13 protein-coding genes and 8 tRNA genes are annotated in these 14,065 nt (G+C 42.3%); 19 read left to right on the top strand and 2 right to left on the bottom strand.

Annotated features, from left to right (window positions below):
- Positions 1 to 43: 43 nt before the first annotated feature.
- Positions 44 to 550 (bottom strand): M48 metallopeptidase family protein, encoded by a 507-nt coding sequence (locus J8Z24_RS10480; RefSeq protein WP_176032680.1) that lies wholly within the window; start codon positions 548 to 550, stop codon positions 44 to 46.
- Positions 550 to 1,398 carry a DUF72 domain-containing protein gene (locus J8Z24_RS10475; protein WP_286037149.1) on the bottom strand — a complete coding sequence of 283 codons (849 nt, stop codon included), beginning with the start codon at positions 1,396 to 1,398 and terminating at the stop codon, positions 550 to 552. Before J8Z24_RS10475 ends, J8Z24_RS10480 begins: the two co-directional genes overlap by 1 nt.
- Before the next feature lie 193 nt (positions 1,399 to 1,591).
- On the opposite strand from J8Z24_RS10475, the gene aspS reads away from it, so the two are divergent.
- The 19 genes from aspS (at position 1,592) to nadA (ending at position 14,056) form a co-directional block, all read left to right on the top strand.
- A complete protein-coding gene (gene aspS / locus J8Z24_RS10470) occupies positions 1,592 to 3,376 on the top strand; it encodes an aspartate--tRNA ligase (protein ID WP_128731819.1) in 1,785 nt (594 codons plus the stop codon).
- A gap of 122 nt (positions 3,377 to 3,498) precedes the next feature.
- Positions 3,499 to 4,020 carry a crossover junction endodeoxyribonuclease RuvC gene (ruvC, locus tag J8Z24_RS10465; RefSeq protein ID WP_125254374.1) on the top strand — a complete coding sequence of 174 codons (522 nt, stop codon included), beginning with the start codon at positions 3,499 to 3,501 and terminating at the stop codon, positions 4,018 to 4,020.
- A 2-nt stretch (positions 4,021 to 4,022) separates the two neighbouring features.
- Positions 4,023 to 4,640 carry a Holliday junction branch migration protein RuvA gene (gene ruvA / locus J8Z24_RS10460; protein WP_125254373.1) on the top strand — a complete coding sequence of 206 codons (618 nt, stop codon included), beginning with the start codon at positions 4,023 to 4,025 and terminating at the stop codon, positions 4,638 to 4,640.
- Between the two features lie 2 nt (positions 4,641 to 4,642).
- The gene (ruvB, locus tag J8Z24_RS10455; protein ID WP_125254372.1) at positions 4,643 to 5,647 is read left to right on the top strand and encodes a Holliday junction branch migration DNA helicase RuvB; all 1,005 of its coding nucleotides are present in this window, start codon (positions 4,643 to 4,645) and stop codon (positions 5,645 to 5,647) included.
- 1,435 nt (positions 5,648 to 7,082) lie between these two features.
- Complete coding sequence (gene tolQ / locus J8Z24_RS10450; RefSeq protein WP_125254384.1) at positions 7,083 to 7,787, top strand: protein TolQ; 705 nt, start codon at positions 7,083 to 7,085, stop codon at positions 7,785 to 7,787.
- A complete protein-coding gene (gene tolR, locus J8Z24_RS10445) occupies positions 7,774 to 8,202 on the top strand; it encodes a protein TolR (protein ID WP_099643373.1) in 429 nt (142 codons plus the stop codon). Before tolQ ends, tolR begins: the two co-directional genes overlap by 14 nt.
- Positions 8,202 to 9,143, top strand: a complete 942-nt coding sequence (tolA, locus tag J8Z24_RS10440; RefSeq protein ID WP_125254371.1) for a cell envelope integrity protein TolA — start codon at positions 8,202 to 8,204, stop codon at positions 9,141 to 9,143. Before tolR ends, tolA begins: the two co-directional genes overlap by 1 nt.
- 9 nt (positions 9,144 to 9,152) lie before the next feature.
- On the top strand, positions 9,153 to 10,511 hold the full coding sequence (tolB, locus tag J8Z24_RS10435; RefSeq protein WP_125254370.1) for a Tol-Pal system beta propeller repeat protein TolB: 1,359 nt from the start codon (positions 9,153 to 9,155) through the stop codon (positions 10,509 to 10,511).
- A gap of 40 nt (positions 10,512 to 10,551) precedes the next feature.
- Positions 10,552 to 11,085 (top strand): peptidoglycan-associated lipoprotein Pal, encoded by a 534-nt coding sequence (gene pal / locus J8Z24_RS10430; protein ID WP_125254369.1) that lies wholly within the window; start codon positions 10,552 to 10,554, stop codon positions 11,083 to 11,085.
- A gap of 12 nt (positions 11,086 to 11,097) precedes the next feature.
- The gene (gene ybgF / locus J8Z24_RS10425) at positions 11,098 to 11,847 is read left to right on the top strand and encodes a tol-pal system protein YbgF (RefSeq protein WP_125254368.1); all 750 of its coding nucleotides are present in this window, start codon (positions 11,098 to 11,100) and stop codon (positions 11,845 to 11,847) included.
- Between the two features lie 149 nt (positions 11,848 to 11,996).
- Positions 11,997 to 12,072 (top strand) — tRNA-Lys (locus J8Z24_RS10420).
- Between the two features lie 30 nt (positions 12,073 to 12,102).
- Positions 12,103 to 12,178, top strand: a tRNA-Lys gene (locus J8Z24_RS10415).
- A 30-nt stretch (positions 12,179 to 12,208) separates the two neighbouring features.
- Positions 12,209 to 12,284, top strand: a tRNA-Lys gene (locus J8Z24_RS10410).
- A gap of 30 nt (positions 12,285 to 12,314) precedes the next feature.
- Positions 12,315 to 12,390: transfer RNA gene (locus J8Z24_RS10405), tRNA-Lys, on the top strand.
- Between the two features lie 30 nt (positions 12,391 to 12,420).
- A tRNA-Lys gene (locus J8Z24_RS10400) sits at positions 12,421 to 12,496 on the top strand.
- A gap of 30 nt (positions 12,497 to 12,526) precedes the next feature.
- A tRNA-Lys gene (locus tag J8Z24_RS10395) sits at positions 12,527 to 12,602 on the top strand.
- A 30-nt stretch (positions 12,603 to 12,632) separates the two neighbouring features.
- A tRNA-Lys gene (locus J8Z24_RS10390) sits at positions 12,633 to 12,708 on the top strand.
- Positions 12,709 to 12,803: 95 nt separating this feature from the next.
- Positions 12,804 to 12,879 (top strand) — tRNA-Lys (locus tag J8Z24_RS10385).
- A gap of 133 nt (positions 12,880 to 13,012) precedes the next feature.
- Positions 13,013 to 14,056, top strand: a complete 1,044-nt coding sequence (nadA, locus tag J8Z24_RS10380; RefSeq protein ID WP_125252829.1) for a quinolinate synthase NadA — start codon at positions 13,013 to 13,015, stop codon at positions 14,054 to 14,056.
- The last annotated feature ends 9 nt before the right edge of the window (positions 14,057 to 14,065 follow it).

Below are 14,065 nucleotides of genomic sequence, written 5' to 3'. Positions count from 1 at the left end.
CTCAGCACTTATCGAGCTTATAAATGCGCCAATTGCAGTTTAGTTAAATGTAATTGGTGTTACCTTCAGTTTCACACATTAATATAAACAGCCGTAATTCTAGCTCGAGCTGATGGTAGCTTGGTTCCATGTGCTGGCAAAGCTTATAAAATGCTTTGTTGTGATCCTTCTCTTTAAAGTGTGCTAGCTCGTGAACAACTAGCGCCCGCAATATCGCTTCAGGTGCGTACTTTAGCTGAGCCGCTATGTGTATTTGGTGTGAAGTTTTGTGTTTGTGACCGTGTCGTGTGGTTTTAAAAGTATGTGTTCCTAAGGCATTAACTACCATGTTGTGGCGTTTCTCAAATTTAGCTTGCGAAACCCTTGGAGTATTTTTTAAGTACTGTTGTCTTAACCCTTCGACATATTCGTAAAGCAACTTATCGTTTTTTATTTGATGTGGTTCTGGGTAACGGCTTTTGAAAAAAGTACCTAATTTCTTGTGCTCAATTAGTTGAGTTACTTGAGCTTGAACTTCTTCAGAGTAGTGTAAAAAATAGGGATGGGGCATTAAAACAGCGCCTCTTGCTTTGCTTCTTTTTCAGCGGGGAATGGATTGCTTACTTGGTGCTGCATATTCAAGTCAGCGATAAATTGTCTTGCTAAAAATGGTGCATCAAAATTATCAGCGGTATGAAAAAATACATAAGGTGATTTACCTTCGTTGAGCCACTGAGTAAGCTTTACTAACCAAGGTTGGTAAAACTCTCGATTTGACTCAAGTTTGGAGCAGCCAATAAAGCGTAGGACAGGGTTGTTCCCTGTGGCAATTGCGTGCACAGGTAATCGTGGCTTTTTTTGCTGTGCATCTATAATCGCAGGGGTACTGGCAGGCTCGCTAAAGAGTGCGCGAGTATCCATTACGATTCGGTTGTAATTATTTTCAATTAAATATTGGTTGTATCTGCGCTCAGCATCGCCCTTGCGATAAAAATCCCAATGCCGTACTTCAACACCAACAGTTAGCGATTTGGGTAGCCAAGACAAAAATTGTCGTATTTTATTTATCTGCTCTGGCGAAAACTGCGCGGGTAATTGCAGCATTAACATACCGATTTTAGGAAATAGTGGTGCCATTGTATTACACCAAGCAAGTAATTCATCTTGGCAGTGGCTAAGTGCCATTTCGTGACTAAATCGCTTTGGGATCTTAAACGTAAAACGAAAATCATCAGGTACTTGCTCAAGCCATTTTAGTACTGTTTGTGGGTTAGGATCGGCATAAAAAGTAGTATTCCCTTCAACACTATTAAACACTTGACCATACTCTTTGAGCATATTTGTGGCATTGCAGTGCGTGCTAAAAACGCGACCCTTCCAATGTGTGCTGCTCCATTGTGGACAACCCAGATACAACATATCAAATAAAATACCAATTAAATGTGCCAATAGTGTATCAGATCTTAGATTGAGGATGACAATGCAGCGTATTTTTATATAATTGTCGGTTATTGAAAACGAGTCTTAGCGACTGCCTTACCAATAGTGTGAATTCATATTGTGTGGTGAGAAATGATTAGTCGTAAGAGCAAACTGGACTGACAGGAATTTTATGCGCTCTATATACTGCGGAAAACTAAATAAGAGCCATGTAGATCAGGAAGTTGAACTATGTGGTTGGATCAATAAACGTCGTGACCTTGGCGGCCTAATCTTTGTTGACTTAAGAGACAGAGAAGGACTTGTGCAAGTGGTATTCGATCCAGAAGTGGAAGGCTTAATGGATAAAGCGAATACGTTGCGCCAAGAGTTCTGTGTTCAGATCAAAGGGGTTGTCCGTGCGCGTCCTGAAAGCCAAGTGAATAAAGACATGGCGACAGGTGAAGTTGAAATACTCGGTACGGGTCTGACGATCATCAATCGTTCAGAGCCTTTACCGCTTGATTTTAACCAACAAAACTCGGAAGAGCGTCGTCTTAAATATCGCTACTTAGACCTACGTCGTCTTGAAATGAGCGACCGCATCAAAATGCGTGCAAAAGCTAGTAGTTTCGTTCGTCGCTTCTTAGATGAAAACGAATTTTTAGATATCGAAACACCAGTACTGACAAAAGCAACACCTGAAGGCGCACGTGATTACTTAGTGCCTAGCCGTGTGCATAAAGGCAGCTTTTACGCGTTGCCTCAGTCACCGCAGCTATTTAAACAGTTGTTGATGATGTCTGGTTTTGATCGTTACTACCAAATCGTTAAGTGTTTCCGTGACGAAGATTTGCGTGCAGACCGCCAGCCAGAATTCACTCAGATCGATATCGAAACGTCATTCATGAGTTCAGACCAAGTACGTGGCGTTACAGAGAAGATGGTTCGCGAAATGTGGCAATCTTTCTTAGACGTTGACTTAGGCGAGTTTCCAGTGATGCCTTACAGCGAAGCGATGAGTAAATATGGTTCAGATAAACCAGATTTACGTAATCCACTTGAACTGATCGATGTCGCTGACATTGTAAAAGATGTTGAGTTTAAAGTACTAAGTGGCCCTGCAAATGACGAAAAAGGTCGTGTAGCTGTGCTATCCGTACCTGGTGGGGCACAACTTTCTCGTAAGCAAATTGATGAGTACACTAAATTTGTAGGCATCTATGGCGCTAAAGGCTTAGCATGGATGAAAGTGAACGACCGTGATGCTGGTATCGAAGGCGTACAGTCGCCAATTGCTAAGTTCTTGAACGAAGAAGTGATCAATGCACTGCTTGAGCGCACAGGCGCAAACACAGGTGACATTATTCTCTTTGGCGCAGACAAGCGTAATACTGTAAACGAAGCCATGGGCGCGCTACGCCTTAAGATTGGTCTTGATTTAGAAATTACAGACTTATCAAAGTGGGCACCACTTTGGGTTGTTGACTTCCCTATGTTTGAAGAAGACGACGAAGGTAACTTACACGCTGTGCACCATCCATTTACAGCACCGAAAGGCGTCAGTGCGGCAGAGCTTGAAGCAAACCCAGCAGGTACGCTTTCTGATGCTTATGATATGGTACTTAATGGCTATGAAGTTGGTGGCGGTTCGGTTCGTATCCACAACAATGAAATGCAGCAGGCTGCCTTTAGAATTTTAGGTATTGAAGAAGCTGAGCAGCAAGAGAAGTTTGGCTTCTTATTGGATGCACTAAAATATGGCACTCCACCACATGCCGGCCTTGCGTTTGGTCTTGATCGTTTGGTGATGTTACTGTGTGGCACAGATAATATTCGTGATGTGATTGCATTCCCGAAAACAACTCAGGCATCATGTTTGATGACTGATGCGCCAAGCCCTGCAAACCCAGATGCACTTAAAGAGCTTGCTATTTCAGTTGAAAAGCAGCTTGCCGAGCAAAATGCAGACGAATAACATTTCAGCACAAATATAAACAGGCGACTAAGGTCGCCTTTTTTGATCTTATGTACTAGCTTATAACTGGTAATCTATACAGTATTTTGGCATTATAACCAAAAAACAAAGAGACAATGCTTTTGGCTGTCATTTTAGGAATTGATCCGGGTTCACGATTTACTGGATATGGCGTGATTGCTCACCAGGGCGCAAAGTTCCAATATTTGGGAAGCGGCTGCATTAAAGTGGGTGAACATGAATTTCCCATCCGCTTAAAAATGATCTATCAAGGGATCACCCAACTGATAGAGCAGTTTTCGCCTAGTGATTTTGCAATTGAACAAGTGTTTGTTGCACACAACCCAAGCTCTGCGCTAAAGCTTGGTCAAGCCCGAGGAGCGGCCATCGTGGCAGCGACAATGCAGTCGGTTAATGTCAGCGAGTATTCTGCAAGGCAAATTAAACAAGCGGTTGCAGGGACAGGTGGCGCAGATAAAAACCAAGTACAAGAGATGGTTAAGCGCATTCTAAAGCTGCCAGGCACGCCTCAAGCTGACGCCGCTGATGCCTTAGCTGTAGCAATTTGTCATGCCCACTCAAGGCAAAATTTAATAAAGATGGCCGGAGCCGCACGTAAAACAGTAAGAGGAAGGTTAAGATAACTATGATTGGAAAGTTAAGCGGTACACTGTTAGAAAAACAGCCTCCAGAAATACTAATCGACGTTGCAGGTGTTGGGTACGAAGTGCAAATGCCAATGACCTGCTTTTACGAGCTACCAAATGTGGGAGAAGCAGTCTCGGTGTTTACCCATTTTGTCGTTCGTGAAGACGCACAATTGTTATTTGGTTTTAATAGTAAGATAGCACGAGCGCTGTTTAGAACCTTAATTAAAGCAAATGGCGTAGGACCCAAACTTGGGCTTGCGATTTTATCGGGCATGTCGGCAGAGCAATTCGTTAGTTGTGTTAATCAAGGTGATGCGACAACTTTGGTTAAAATTCCAGGTGTTGGTAAGAAGACCGCTGAGCGTTTAGTACTTGAGATGAAAGACAAGTTAAAAGACTTTGGCAATGACTTGCTCACACCATTTAGTGATGCTGCTGTACTTGCTCCGCAAGAAAACCCAACGGTAAGCGACACCCCGTCAGATGAAGCGATTGCGGCATTAATGGCATTAGGGTATAAACAAGTTCAAGCACAAAAAGCGGTAAAAGCCGTGAACAAAGAAGGCATGACGACAGAGAGTATCATCAAAGATGCTCTTAAATCGATGATGTAACTATGATTGAAGCAGATAGATTAATTGAGCCTGAGATCCAAGGTAATGAAGACGTAGTAGATAGGGCGATTAGGCCTAAATTACTAAACGATTATACCGGTCAGCCGCATGTTAAAAAGCAAATGGAAATCTTTATTGCAGCAGCGCGCTCAAGGCAAGAAGCGTTAGACCACTTACTGATTTTTGGCCCGCCAGGTTTAGGGAAAACGACGCTTGCGAACATTGTTGCAAACGAGCTTGAGGTCAATATTAAAACTACCTCTGGGCCGGTGCTTGAAAAGGCAGGTGATCTTGCTGCGTTACTGACTAACCTTGAAGAAGGTGATGTGTTATTTATTGATGAGATCCATCGTTTAAGCCCTCAGGTGGAAGAAATTCTTTATCCTGCGATGGAAGATTACCAATTGGACATCATGATAGGAGAAGGTCCAGCTGCACGTTCAATTAAACTGGATTTACCGCCTTTTACTCTAGTAGGGGCTACGACACGCGCTGGTTCTTTGACCTCACCATTGAGAGACCGTTTTGGCATTGTACAGCGTTTAGAGTTTTACTCGGTTGCAGACTTATCTTCGATTGTTACTCGCTCAGCGTATCACTTAAATCTAGAGATCACCGAATCTGGTGCGACAGAAGTTGCTCGTCGTGCGCGAGGTACACCACGGATCGCAAATCGTTTATTGCGTCGAGTCAGAGACTTTGCTGAAGTAAAAGGGGATGGCTCTATCACTGAAGAGATTGCCCACTTAGCACTGGATATGGTTGATGTTGATAAATGCGGATTTGATTATATGGATCGCAAATATCTGCTGGCAATCATTGAAAAGTTTACCGGTGGCCCGGTGGGGCTCGATAACCTCGCGGCGGCAATCGGAGAAGAAAAAGAGACCATCGAAGATGTCATTGAACCATTTTTGATCCAACAAGGTTTTATTCAACGTACGCCAAGAGGGCGTATTGTTTCAGATAAAGCGTATTTGCATTTTGATTTGTCTAAGCCTGAGTAATTTAGCTTTGGGCTAAGCAGATATCTTGACATAATGAGGTGAAGGAACGGCGATGTTTCTCACCTGTTATTCCCTAGCAAATAGCGAACCTGCACTCAGTAATTCTTTATTCAAGCCCTAAGTTATTTATACATTACTTTACGTGGCCGTTTTCTCTCTAACATGAATAGCCGCGCAAATCCCCTATCATTTCAAAGCGTAAGCTCAGGCTATTCATTTCCTGACAATTCAAGCAAGGTTCATGACGACATGGTTAATCTAATTCAGCAATGTAGATTAACCCAAATTTGTTTTAATGCTAGCTCGATATGACGGAGAAAGATTAATACCACCGACATTAAAATTTGCTATGTGAAACAACTAAATAACCTGAGCTGCGGATAATTAATGCCTTTCTAGCATCCAGTTTTAGCGCTAACTGCTAGCTATTGGTGCGTAAATTCGCCTTGCCTACAGGATGTAGGTACTTTAGCGAGAGCAGGACGCGGGAGTGGTGTTTTCCCTAAAACTCTCTGGCTAGATAAGGAAAAAACTAAGTTGTGATTTAGCAACAATGAGTTGGAGCATTCCTTATCCAGACCTCAGGTTAAATCGTAAACCTTTTATCTTACCTTGATTGGCTGGTACGTTGATGATAGCAGGGCATATGAGTGGGTTATCAACAAGGTTTTCTCGCCTCAAAATAGATTACTTAATTAAGATAATTGGTATTAGAATTGAGCTCTGAATTTTTGGCAAAAAAAAGCCCGCACATAAATGCGGGCAAAACAACAAGTTGAAGGAAGTAATCCAGGGAACAGATGATCAACTTTGGGTTTTATCCGCAAAGTGTTCCATCTAAGCAATACGAAAAATCAGAATCCTATTGCAAGTAACTGTGCTTGCTGAAACTTCAGCTGCTCGCTCAGTACAGGGTGTATATTAAAGAGGTTTTGACTTTTCATCAAACTAGAAAAATTCTTTTTTCGGATTAAAAAAACTAATCCTGCTGTTTTTCATTAGTTCGAAATTCAACCGTATGATCAGAGTTTGATTTTTTTAAGTGTTTGTAATATATAGGTTTGTTCTATATTCATACAAAGTGTGAATATTAGATAATTTGTTGTTAATTGGTAAGACCAATCTGTTTTTTGAGGTTTTATTCTATATTTGTGCATAAAAGCAGTGTTTTATGCAGTTTTTAATCATATTTACAACCAGTAGGTCAGGGAGCTAAAACCATAGAAAAAGTATGAAATAGAAGGACAGTAAGGATTTGAGTTATTTATCGTCAAATACAATGAATTCGCAGTATTGAGATTGTAAGGTATTTACAGTGTGGTTAAACTAGCTGAACCTTTTGGTAGTAGTTCTAGTCTATCACTAGATGCAGCCTCTAAGCGCTCAATAATATAAATGGCTACCATCGCCGAAACACTTTTGGGAGTATAATAACGTGGAATCGGGACTAAATTTTGTCGATTTAATTTTAAAAGCCAGTTTTTTAGTACAACTTGTGATGTTGACTCTGGTTGGTCTATCAATTGCTTCTTGGGCAATTATCTTTCAGCGCAAAACCATTATTTCGCAAGCCCAAAGCCAGTCAAAGAATTTCGAGCAAAAGTTTTGGTCAGGTATGGATCTAAGTAAGCTCTATAATGAAATCACCGCAAGAGCTGGAACAGCTTCTGGGTTAGAGGCGCTATTTGTGTCGGGCTTCAAAGAATTTGCAAAGCATAAAAAAGGTAATATTCAATCGCCTTCAATTGTGCTGGAGGGCACCCACAGGTCAATGCGAGTTGCGCTTTCCCGAGAGGTTGAAAAGTTAGAGTCCAGCCTTTCTTTTCTTGCAACAGTCGGTTCAATAAGCCCGTATATTGGCTTGTTTGGTACTGTGTGGGGAATTATGAACGCTTTTATTGCCTTGGGCGAAGTCAAACAAGCCACGCTGCAAATGGTTGCTCCAGGTATCGCTGAGGCGCTGATTGCAACGGCAATGGGCTTATTTGCCGCAATTCCGGCTGTGATGGCTTATAACCGCTTTGCGAAAAATGTTGAAAAGTTAGAAAACCAATACATCAACTTTATGGAAGAGTTTGCCAATATTCTTTATCGTCAAGCAGCAACACAAGTAGAGGCTAAGCAAAATGTATCAGCGTAAGAAGCGCCGTCCCGTAGCGGAAATTAACGTCGTTCCTTATATAGATGTCATGTTGGTGTTGTTGATCATTTTTATGGCTACAGCGCCGCTGATCCAGCACGGCGTAAAAGTAGATCTTCCTCAAATGGAGGAATCTGAATTAGTTGAAACTAAGGACTCGCCTCCTATTATTGCGACGATTGATGCCGAAGGCCGCTACTTTGTTACAGTGGGTACTGATCCTGAAGCACCAATGGATGCTGTAGAAGTTGCTGCAGTTATTAAGCTTAAGCTCGAACAAAACCCCGATACTCCAGTAATGATAAAAGGCTCAGGAAAAGTGTCTTATCAAGAAGTACTTTATCTGATGGACTTTTTGAAAAAGGCGGGAGTGCCTTCTGTTGGGTTAATGACGAAATCGTTTGAGGATGAATAATGAGTTCATTATCTAGCAGCGTAGTTAAGTCAGTCTTGCTTCATGGTGCAATTGGTGGGTTGCTTCTTGCTACTGCAAATTTTCATATGGATACGCCGACAGTGATGGAAGTGACGCTAAACCCGCAACAGGAAGACAAACAACCTGAGCGAGTGGTGTCTGCTGTTTCTGTCGATCAGCAAGCTGTCGAAAAGAAAATTGCGGATCTAAAAAAGCGTGAGGCAGATAAAAAGGCCGCAGAGGAACGGCGTATTCGTGATTTAGAGCAGCGTGCACAGCAAGCTAGAAAAGACAGAGAAGCAGAAGCTCGCCGTATTAAAAAGCTAGAGCAAGAGCGTCAAGCAAAGCTTGAAGAAAAGCGTCGTGCAGAAGCTCAGGCCAAGCGTGCAAGAGAGATAGAGAAAAAGCAACGTGAGCAAGCCGATAAAGCCAGAGCAGAAAAAGCTGCCGCAGAGGAAGCAGCCAAAAAAGCTGCCGCCCAACGTAAAGCAGAAGAAGATAGGCTGAAAAAGGCAGAGGAAGCACGCAAACGTCGTGAAGCTGAAGAGAAGCGAAAAGCTGAAGAAGCAGAGCGCAAGCGTCAAAAAGCACTCGAAGAGCAAATGCTACGGGAGCAACTAGCAAAAGAGCAAGCTGCAAGAGCTAAAATTCGTCAGCAGCAAGTGTTGAGCGAAGTAGATAAGTATAAAGCCCTTATTATGCAGCGTATCCAAGCTAATCTTCTGATTGATGAGACAATGAAGGGTAAGCAATGTCGTGTTAACATTCGATTAGCTTTCAATGGCTTGGTGACCCATGTTGAATCACTCGGCGGAGATAGACTGGTTTGTGAAGCCGCAATACGAGCGGTGAAAATGGCTGACACTTTACCTGTTTCAAAAGAAAAAGACGTATTTGAACAGCTTAAAAATATCAATTTAACAATCAAACCTAATTTATAAAGGACGAACATGTTAAAAAAGTTCTCAACCTTATTACTGGTTTTAACCCTTGGTATTTCACACTACGTGCAGGCCGCGTTGGAGATAGTGATTACCGAAGGGGTGGACAGTGCTAGACCTATCGCAATTGTACCGTTTAAATACAATGGTACAGGGGAGATGCCCTCAAGTTTAACTGAGGTAATTTCAGCAGATCTTATGCGCAGTGGTAAGTTTAAACCGATTGCGGAAAGCAATATGCCACAATTACCAACGACAGATACTGAAGTGGATTATGCAGCTTGGGTTGATGCTGGTGTTGAAGCTGTGGTTGTTGGTACAGTGACGCAACAATCTGCGGGGCGTTATTTGGTAAAATATGAGCTTATTGATGTGATAAGAGCACAGTTGACAGGTGGTGAAACGCGTATCATGTCAAATGGCCGCTTGATGCAGAGCGACGATCATGTACTTGAAGGACGTCAAAGCATTATTAACGCGAGTGGGTTTAGAAACTATGCTCATCAGATAAGCGATGTTGTTTATGAAGCACTGACCGGCGAAAAAGGTGCGTTTAGAACCAAGATTGCTTATATCATTGTTCGAGATGAACAAGACAAACCTTATCAGTTAGTTGTTGCCGATTATGATGGTTACAATGAGCAAGTATTACTACGCTCAAAAGAGCCACTGATGTCACCAGCTTGGTCACCAGATGCGAATAAACTTGCTTATGTCACTTTTGAAAACCGTCAGTCACAAATTTATATTCAGGACATCTATACCGGAAAGCGTGAACTTATTACAAGCTATCCTGGCATTAATGGTGCTCCACAATTTTCGCCTGATGGCACCAAACTGCTAGCTGTGTTTTCTAAAGATGCAGGCGGTGCAACAGAAGTTTACTTGATAGACTTAAAAACCAAGCAAGAAACGCGCTTAACACGCCACCGTAGTATAGATACTGAACCGTCTTGGCATCCAAATGGACAAGAAATTGTGTATACATCTGAAAGGGGTGGTAATGCTCAGATTTATAAGTTAAATTTAAAATCTGGTCGGTCTAAGCGAGTTACATTCGACGGTGATATGAACTTAGCGGGCTCCATTACTCCAGACGGAAAGCGTTTGATAATGGTAAACCGTACACTTGGCCGTTACCATATTGCTAAAAAAGAATTAGATTCCGGGCTGTTTCAAGTGTTGACTCGTACGAGGTTAGATGAATCTCCGAGTATCGCGCCAAATGGTTCAATGATAATATACAGCACCTTGCACAATAATAAGCAGGTATTGGCATTGGTGTCTATGGATGGCCGTTTCAAGGCAAGACTACCGGTCTTGGACGGTCAGGTTAAGGCACCAGCCTGGTCGCCGTTTTTACAGTAATTTTGCTGGTTAGATTTATAAAGATATAGGAACATACTCGATGCAACTTAACAAAACTTTAAAAGCTTTAATGGTCGCGTTGCCTGTGATGACACTTGCAGCATGTAGCTCTTCTTCAAGTGTTGACGAAGGTGCGGCTAATGAGAGTAACAGAGCGGCAACCACAGAGAGCAACACTGTAGACGTAAACACTATGTCTCGCGAAAAGTCGGCTGAAGAGAAGCTACGCGAAAAATATGAAGCGTTACGCCAAGAGCAAATTGTTTACTTTGATTTTGATAAATCTACAATTCAAAGCAAATATGCAGAGCTACTTCAAGCACATGCTGACTTCTTGGTTAAAAACCCAAGTGTAAAAGTTCTTGTAGAAGGTCATGCGGATGAGCGTGGTACACCTGAGTACAATATTGCTCTTGGTGAAAGCCGCGGTAAGTCAGTTGCTAAGTACCTGCAAAGCTTAGGTGTTTCAGATAGCCAGATTTCAGTCGTGAGCTACGGTGAAGAAAAGCCTATGGTTAAGTCTCGTACAGAAGAAGCATTTGCTAAAAACCGTCGTGCGGTATTAGTGTACTAAGAAAGAGTTATTATGAAGCCGAATACTATTTTGGCAGCATTCTTTCTCATGAGCGGGAGCGCCCAAGTTTGGGCTGCTCCCGCTCCTGTTTCAGAAGCTGCAAATTCAGATCAAACAATTGAAGAACGGATCTCTCAATTAGAAAGTATGATGAGAACCCGAAACCTGCTACAAGCAGAGCTCCAGCAGCAACTCAACCTGTTGCAAGAGGAAGTAAGTCAAGTTCGTGGTGTAACTGAAGAACAAAGCTATAAACTGGAAAAAGTCTTGCAACGTCAACGTGAGCTCTATCAGGAAATTGAAAACCGGGTTAGTCAGGCCTATGATCAGTCTCAGACAAGCACCGTGACAACAGATATTACCCCTGAACAAGCGTTTAGTAGTAATTTGTCTGAGAATGAAGCTTATGATCGTGCAGTAAACATGATCATGAAGGATAAGCGCTATGATGCCGCGATACCAGAGTTCCAACGTTTTTTACAGACATACCCAAATTCAGTTTATGTTCCTAATGCGCATTATTGGCTAGGGCAGCTATTCTTAATTAAAACGAAAAGTAGCGATGCAAAATCTCACTTTGAGACAGTTGTAACGAACTTTCCTGAGTCAAACAAGCGCCCAGAGGCTATGTTAAAGCTAGGAACGATACTTAATGAGCAAGGTAAAACAACTGAAGCCAAAACGCTCTTAAATAAATTGATTAAAGAGTATCCAAGTACGACTCCTGCAAAATTGGCAACAGAGCGTTTAGCTAAGATGTAATTATCACTTTTTGAGCTGAGTGCCTTAAAATTAGGCGCTTAGTCATAAAAAGTGAAAAAAACTAGCTATTTCAGTTGCACTCAAAATTTAAATAAGTATTATAAGCGCCCGCAGCAGGCGATTGGTAAAAAAAAACTGCTGTGTAAAGTGGGTCATTAGCTCAGTTGGTAGAGCAGTGGACTTTTAATCCATTGGTCGATGGTTCGAGTCCATCATGACCCACCACGTTATAAGCTTTAGAATTCATATTTGAGCGGGTCATTAGCTCAGTTGGTAGAGCAGTGGACTTTTAATCCATTGGTCGATGGTTCGAGTCCATCATGACCCACCACTTTATAAGCTTTAGAATTCGTATTTGAGCGGGTCATTAGCTCAGTTGGTAGAGCAGTGGACTTTTAATCCATTGGTCGATGGTTCGAGTCCATCATGACCCACCACGTTATAAGCTTTAGAATTCATATTTGAGCGGGTCATTAGCTCAGTTGGTAGAGCAGTGGACTTTTAATCCATTGGTCGATGGTTCGAGTCCATCATGACCCACCACTTTGTAAGCTTTAGAATTCGTATTTGAGCGGGTCATTAGCTCAGTTGGTAGAGCAGTGGACTTTTAATCCATTGGTCGATGGTTCGAGTCCATCATGACCCACCACTTTGTAAGCTTTAGAATTCATATTTGAGCGGGTCATTAGCTCAGTTGGTAGAGCAGTGGACTTTTAATCCATTGGTCGATGGTTCGAGTCCATCATGACCCACCACTTTGTAAGCTTTAGAATTCACATTTGAGCGGGTCATTAGCTCAGTTGGTAGAGCAGTGGACTTTTAATCCATTGGTCGATGGTTCGAGTCCATCATGACCCACCACGTTATAAGCTTAGAAACTTATCTTTTAGTGTAAATCAGGAAGATGAGCTAAACTTTTTCTTAAAAAGCATCATTCGCATTTTAAATGCTTGAGCGGGTCATTAGCTCAGTTGGTAGAGCAGTGGACTTTTAATCCATTGGTCGATGGTTCGAGTCCATCATGACCCACCATCCTCACAAGCTTCATATATTATTCAAATTACTTCCTTAAACTCGTCACTTTGAGTTAAACAATCGCTAGGATTCATACGCTATTTTTCGTATAATTCCATCTAATTATGCAATGTGGACTAGTGGTTGAGAAATGAGTCTAGCTGAACGTATTATGCCGGAAGATTATATCTTCCCACCAAAACCTGCCCCTCTTACCGTCGAAGAAAAAGCAGAGTATAAAGCGCGTATCAAAGCGCTGTTAGTTGAAAAAAATGCGGTACTCGTTGCCCATTATTATACAGATCCTGAGATCCAAGCACTTGCTGAAGAAACTGGTGGCTGTGTGGCCGACTCTTTAGAAATGGCACGCTTTGGTGCTAAGCAAGAAGACAAGGATATGATCATTGTTGCCGGTGTTCGTTTTATGGGCGAGACAGCAAAGATCTTAACGCCGCACAAAACAGTTGTTATGCCAACACTTGATGCAACTTGCTCGTTAGATGTCGGTTGTCCAATTGACGAATTTTCAGCATTTTGCGATCAGCACCCAGATAGAAAAGTCGTTGTTTACGCAAACACTTCAACTGCAGTAAAAGCAAGAGCTGATTGGATCGTAACGTCCTCTTGTGCACTTGAAATTGTTGAGCACCTTGACGAACAAGGCGAGAAAATCATTTGGGGACCAGATAAACACTTAGGCTCTTATATCCAAAAGAAAACCGGTGCGGACATGATTATGTGGAATGGCGCTTGTATTGTTCATGACGAGTTCAAAACTAAAGCGCTAAGAGACATGAAACAGCTTCATCCGGATGCTGCTGTGCTTGTTCATCCTGAGTCACCTGCGGAAATTGTAGATTTAGCAGATGCAGTAGGCTCGACAAGCCAGTTAATTAAAGCGGCACAAGAAATGCCGAATCAAAAATTTATCGTAGCGACAGATCGCGGCATCTTCTACAAGATGCAGCAGCTTTGCCCAGAAAAAGAGTTCTTCGAAGCGCCCACCGCTGGTGAAGGTGCAACGTGCCGTAGCTGTGCACACTGTCCTTGGATGGCAATGAACGGCTTACAAGCAATTGAAGAAGCACTTATCAGTCCAAAAGGAAAAGAAGTCTTTGTTGATATGGAACTGCGTGAAGGTGCGCTACGTTCGTTAAATCGTATGCTAGATTTTTCAGCTTCAATACCAAAGTAGTTGGATTTA

This window comes from Pseudoalteromonas sp. SCSIO 43201 (assembly GCF_023716725.1).
GTDB lineage: Bacteria > Pseudomonadota > Gammaproteobacteria > Enterobacterales > Alteromonadaceae > Pseudoalteromonas > Pseudoalteromonas peptidolytica.
The sequence above is the reverse complement of the archived record's forward strand: the minus strand, read 5'-3'. Positions and strand labels throughout refer to the sequence as shown.